Source organism: Deinococcus humi (genome assembly GCF_014201875.1).
Lineage (GTDB): Bacteria > Deinococcota > Deinococci > Deinococcales > Deinococcaceae > Deinococcus > Deinococcus humi.
In genome coordinates this window covers 1-4,503 of record NZ_JACHFL010000047.1, presented here as the reverse complement: position 1 = coordinate 4,503, position 4,503 = coordinate 1, and the positions used below count along the sequence as shown (strand labels likewise).

Annotated in this window: 3 protein-coding genes and 1 pseudogene; 2 read left to right on the top strand and 2 right to left on the bottom strand. The window is 58.8% G+C overall.

Annotated features, from left to right (window positions below; genetic code table 11):
- Positions 1-204: 204 nt before the first annotated feature.
- Positions 205-1,197, bottom strand: coding sequence for a BON domain-containing protein (locus HNQ08_RS27795; protein ID WP_184138514.1), 993 nt, complete (start codon positions 1,195-1,197; stop codon positions 205-207).
- Positions 1,198-1,744: 547 nt separating this feature from the next.
- Here HNQ08_RS27795 and HNQ08_RS26875 point away from each other — a divergent pair.
- Positions 1,745-2,194: a CBS domain-containing protein gene (locus HNQ08_RS26875; RefSeq protein WP_184138512.1), complete on the top strand. Its 450-nt coding sequence runs from the start codon at positions 1,745-1,747 to the stop codon at positions 2,192-2,194.
- A gap of 1,064 nt (positions 2,195-3,258) precedes the next feature.
- Here the strand turns inward: HNQ08_RS26875 and HNQ08_RS26870 are convergent.
- A complete protein-coding gene (locus tag HNQ08_RS26870; protein WP_184138510.1) occupies positions 3,259-3,576 on the bottom strand; it encodes a hypothetical protein in 318 nt (105 codons plus the stop codon).
- A 63-nt stretch (positions 3,577-3,639) separates the two neighbouring features.
- Between HNQ08_RS26870 and HNQ08_RS26865 the strand changes: the two are divergent.
- Positions 3,640-4,352, top strand: a pseudogene (locus tag HNQ08_RS26865) (IS6 family transposase).
- Positions 4,353-4,503 lie beyond the last annotated feature (151 nt).

Here is a 4,503-nt window from a genome sequence, read left to right as displayed (position 1 = left end):
CTGAAGGCGAAGCTTGTGGTCGCCTGGCAGCGGGTCCGGTACATTGACCTGCCTCGCCAACTGATGGATTCCAACTTATGCCGGTATCAATAGTGATCAAGGTTGAGCGGGCGGGATGATGGAGTTATCCCGCCCGCAGCCAGCTCAATTCTGTTTGCTGGAGACCAAAGGCAGCTTGGTGGTGTTGAGGGGGACGGACTTCGGTCAGCTGGTGCTGGCTTGGCCCTTATTCTTCTGGCTGGATGAGGTGGTGCTCGCGGTCATCGTGCTGGTGTCGTCGCCCTGACCTGACTGGTCATTTCGCTGGACCCGGATCTGGTTGTGCACGTCCTTGATGCCACGCACGCCCTCTGCGCAGTCCTCGGCGCGGCGCTTTTGAGAGCGGTCCTGCACCGTGCCGGTCAGGGTCACCTCGCCGTTTTCCACCTTAACCTCGATGTCGCTGGCGTCCACGCCGTGCTCGTCCTCTAGGGCCTCGCTGACCATTTCTTTGAGGCGCTCATCGCTGCGTTGGTAGCCCTTGGGCCCCTTGCCCCGGTGGCTGGTCATGCCGGACGGTCCGGACCCCATATTGCTTCCGCTGCTGTAGCCACCCATGCCGGAGCCGCCCCAGCTATAACTGGGAGTGCCCTGTGAGGGATCCCTGTACGCACCCTGGCGCATACCAGAGCTGGAATCGTCGTCAGAGCCGTAGCTGCCCTGACCCATGTTTCCAGAGCCACGGCCCATGCCCATGCTCCCGGAGCGCTGATTGTCGCGGCTCCCACCGGCCATGCCGCTGTAGCCCCGATCGTTGTAGCCCGGGTCATAGCCCCCACCGTAGCCCTGATTGCTGGTGCCCTGGCTGTCGCGGTAGGCGTCGCCCATGCCGCGAGAGTCACGGTTCATCCCACCGTAGCCCTGGTTCCCACCACGGTAGCCCTGAGCCATGCCGCTACGATCATCCTGACGGCCGTACCCCTGGCTGTCACGGTCCGTGCCTCTACCGGACTGGCCGTAGCCTTCACCGTATTGACTGGAGCCGCCCCGATCGTAGTTGTCGCGGCCAAAGTTCTCCCGGTCCATGCCGCCGTACCCGCCCCGCTGGTCCATACCTCGGTTGTCGCCCATGGACGAGAAACGTCCATCATCGCGGCCCCGGTCCATACGGTCCATGTCGTTGCGGGAGTCATAGCGTTCATCACGGTTACGGGTCATTCTGACCTCCTGTGGATGAAATGTAGAAAATGACCGCCCAGGATATCCAGGCATGACTTTTTCTACTGGTTTTGTGTCTCGGGTTATAGCGAGTATTCTATTTCGAAGTGTGTCTTTTGCTTTAAGATGGTGACATTCAGATTTAATGAAGCTTCGATGATGGTCCAATTTGATACAGGTTTATCTCTTTGATTTTGATATTCTCATTGTTTAGTAGTGCCGAATCAATGCAATCCAGATGGATGCTGAATATGCTGGAATCCCCTTGACCACATTCAGAATCCGAACGGCCAGAGAATTTTAGGAAACAGTCCAACTGGTTTGGACCTTGATTCACCAAAGTGAGCCGTTCAGAGAACACCTTTCTAATGCGCTCCCAGCAGGGAAAGCGGCGGGAGTTCTGCGCCTCAACGCCACCACTAGGGACGTCGTGATCCCCGAGTGACCTCGTGAAGTATTCCTCAGTTCTTCTGTCACCTGTTCCCGGGGTTCATCCGCAACGCTGAACGTTCAGCCCTCTCGCCCGTCTCTGACACAGGAGGACCCTATGCAAGTGAAAGATGTCATGACCAGCAACCCTGCCTGCTGCACGCCCGACACACCCTTGCCGGAAGTGGCTCGCATGATGGAACAGCATGACTGTGGCTGCATTCCCGTCGTGGAGGACCAAGCCAGCAAAAAGCCTGTCGGGATGATCACCGACCGGGACATTGCCGTGCGCGGCGTGGCCCAGGGGAAGGATGTGAGCCAGATGTCCGCGCGTGACTGCATGTCCACCTCCGTCGTGACCGTCACCCCGGAAGACAGCGTGGATGACTGCTGCAAGGTCATGGAGGACAACCAGGTGCGCCGCGTCGCCGTGGTGGACCAACAGGGGGGCTGCTGCGGGATGGTGTCGCAGGCTGACGTGGCCCTGGATACGAGCGGCAAGGTGAGTCAGGTCGTGCGGGAAGTCTCCCAGCCCACGGACAGCACGAACAACGTTCAGGGGCAGTAACGTTCCTCGTACTGGCGGGGCGTGCTTATCGCGGGTGATGGTCGGAATCACACCCGACATCACTGAAATGAGAGCGTCCGGGGTCTATCCCAGACGTGTGTGTTGAACCCCCAATGTTTGGTCTGCCAGAACTCCCACCTGTCCAGCCGTGCACTGTTCACAGCAGGGCAACATCAAGCTCCGCAAACGATACGGACTCCATGCACGCCGTCTGCTCAATGTTATGTGTGCAACACCGAATTCAGTGAGTTGAATGCAACACCGTACTGGCACGCGAAGTGCTCCCATAACACCGTCACCAACATTGTTCACTATGCGTTCATGGGGAACTGCCTTGCCACCACCAGCGGATTCGTCGGGCGCCACCGGACCACGATCGCTCGGGTCGTCCGCGTGGCTGGACAGCGTATACAGTCGTTCCATGATTTGAATGCTCATGACCTGTGGGTCACGAGCATTCAGGGGGACGAGCGGTATGGGCTCGTAGGGAGCAAGCGGCATCCTACGGGGAACGCGACGGGCGTGGATTCCAGGAGCAAGTCCTGATCCGGGGCGAGGGCGGTGAGCGGGGCATCGTAACGTCCCTCTTGAACGCCTTCGGTCACCACGAGACTGCCCATGCCAGGTCAAGGTGAGGGCAAAGTGTTCCACCCCTTGACGATACGGTGGATGCTGATCCGATTGGCCTGATGCCTGCGGACAAGTTGATTAACGATCACGGCGGGGGTGAGATCGCCGGGCGTCTGAGGAAGGAGAACCGGACCAGGGCTGGAGCGGGCCAATAATGCCAACTGAAAAGTGGCCTCATCTCAGTCCGGCCCAGGGCCGAAGGAAGGAGGCTGCGCTCTAGCTTAGCCACTTCGGCGCAGAACCGGGAGACCAAATGCCGGAGTGTTCCTCTTGTGGGCTGATGTGTTTGTGTTTCACATGATCAGCGCAAGACACACGCAGATCGGTTGGGCCAATCTGAACCTATGACAGTCAAAAATTGTGACCAACAAACGGCCAAAAGATCTTTATTGGTTCTGGTCGTTTGTCCATTGGCCCAGTGGGCCCGGGCCGCCTCATCCCAACGGAACCGCCTGCCAATCGGCATCCTGGGCATCGTCCGTGCTGTGGTGACCAGTGGTCCCCACAGTACGACAGGTAAAGCTCATCAACGGCACCCGTATGCTGCCAGCGGTCAGGGTGTAGGTGCCGTGCTCTGCAGCATTCTGGGCATGAGTGGTGCTGTGCCCGTAACGGATCTCGGCGGTGGTGCCTTGGCGGAGTTCTGCCAGATCAGAATGAACGATCTTGCCTCTGAAGACCCGCTCAGGATCAGTGACGTGTCCATCCCACGCACCGCGTACGGTAATGATCTGTTCGGCAACAGGGGTCATGCCCTACCAAAGCAGTTGAGGTGGTTCTGGCAAGTTAAAGCTGTTGGGATAGGCTAGTCGGCTGTGACTGCCCTGAAGCCGCTGCGGCCACCGTTTTCCAATGAGCATCATCGGGTACGCGATCTGGCTGTACCACCGATTCACCCTCAGCTACCGCGATGTGCAAGAACTCCTCTTAGAACGCGGCATTCAAGTGAGCCACGAAACCCTCCGCGAGTGGTGCATCAAGTTTGCTCCCCTGCTTGCCGAGGCATTGCGCCACCGGGAGGGGCCGCCGGGGTTCCCGGTGGTTGCTGGACGAAGTCTGCGTGAAGGTGGGTGGGGTGGCCCATTGGCTCTGGAGAGCCGTTGACGAACATGGGGCGGTGCTCGATATCTTTCTTCAGGCGCAGCGTGACACCAAGGCGGCGAGGTCCTTCCTCACCCGTTTGCTAGGGGAATACAACGTCCCAGAGGCCCTTCATACCGACAAGCTGAGAAGTTATGGTGCGGCGATTCGGGAGCTTCCGGTGCTCCACTCTGTGGAGCACCAGGAGGTCGCGTCGACTGCCCGTTGCAACAATTTGGTTGAGCAGTCTCACCGTCCCACACGACGACAGGAACGAAGTCAGCTCGGATTCAGACGACCGAAGCGCGCCCAAGAGTTCCTGAATCTGCATGCCCGAACGACCAACCTTCACCAACACACCCGCACCACGGTTCCCGCACATACCAGACGAAGCCATCAGAATCAGGCTTTTCAGACCTGGCGTGAGGTCGTAGCAGAGGTGACCTGAACTTCAGGTCACCCCTAGTCTTCGCCTCCCCCTGATCCAGTTAAGGCAACACAACCCTTTTTCCTGGTGAAAACGGCGCTGGGGAGCAGGGACGGTGGAGCGAGCAGGGTGGTGAAGGTTCGTGATTCGAGCGTGCAGGTTGAGAAAACCT

Coding starts and splice junctions, on each gene's coding strand:
- HNQ08_RS27795 (WP_184138514.1), bottom strand. CDS start 1,197: ATGACCCGTAACCGTGATGAACGCTATGACTCCCGCAACGACATGGAC.
- HNQ08_RS26875 (WP_184138512.1), top strand. CDS start 1,745: ATGCAAGTGAAAGATGTCATGACCAGCAACCCTGCCTGCTGCACGCCC.
- HNQ08_RS26870 (WP_184138510.1), bottom strand. CDS start 3,576: ATGACCCCTGTTGCCGAACAGATCATTACCGTACGCGGTGCGTGGGAT.